Below are 552 nucleotides of genomic sequence, written 5' to 3'. Positions count from 1 at the left end.
TGAATGCGATGCAAGGTGGCTATGCGGTTGGGAATGGGCTTGCGAATAGTGGCAGTTATGGCGGGGGCATTATCTCTGGCACGGCGCAACTTGGGTTTAGCTCCAGCAAGTATAAAAGTGAATATTCTCAAAGCAGTGTTGTTGGTTCTTCTGCCACGGCTGGGAATAGTCTGAGCATTGTTGCGCGTGGGGATAATGTTAATGATGCGCATAATGGTGACTTAACGGCGACTGCTGCGAATTTATCGGGTAAGGATGTATCTTTGTCTGGGAAGAATGTGACGTTGCAATCAGATTTTGATACGACGCATTCCTCTAGCAAAGGCAGCAGCTTTGGCGGAGCGATTGGGATTGAGGTCAATACCAAAGGCGATATTGGGGTTGCTGCGAATGCCAATGGGTCGAAACAACATGCGAATGGTGACAGTGCGACTGGGGTAAATACGACGGTCTCTGCGACGGACAAAGTGACGATTACCGCCCCTGGCAAGACGACGATTAATGGTGGAATTGTTTCTGGAAATCAAGTGACGGTTGATACGGGGAATTTGG

At 49.1% G+C, this 552-nt stretch carries 1 protein-coding gene; it reads left to right on the top strand.

Translation table 11 applies throughout. The features are described 5' to 3' along the window. Positions 1 to 552: hemagglutinin repeat-containing protein (locus QJV33_RS11965; RefSeq protein WP_281463631.1), on the top strand; the 552-nt coding region annotated here is incomplete at both ends.

It is taken from the genome of Commensalibacter nepenthis (assembly GCF_029953305.1).
Classification (GTDB): domain Bacteria; phylum Pseudomonadota; class Alphaproteobacteria; order Acetobacterales; family Acetobacteraceae; genus Commensalibacter; species Commensalibacter nepenthis.
The sequence above is the reverse complement of the archived record's forward strand: the minus strand, read 5'-3'. Positions and strand labels throughout refer to the sequence as shown.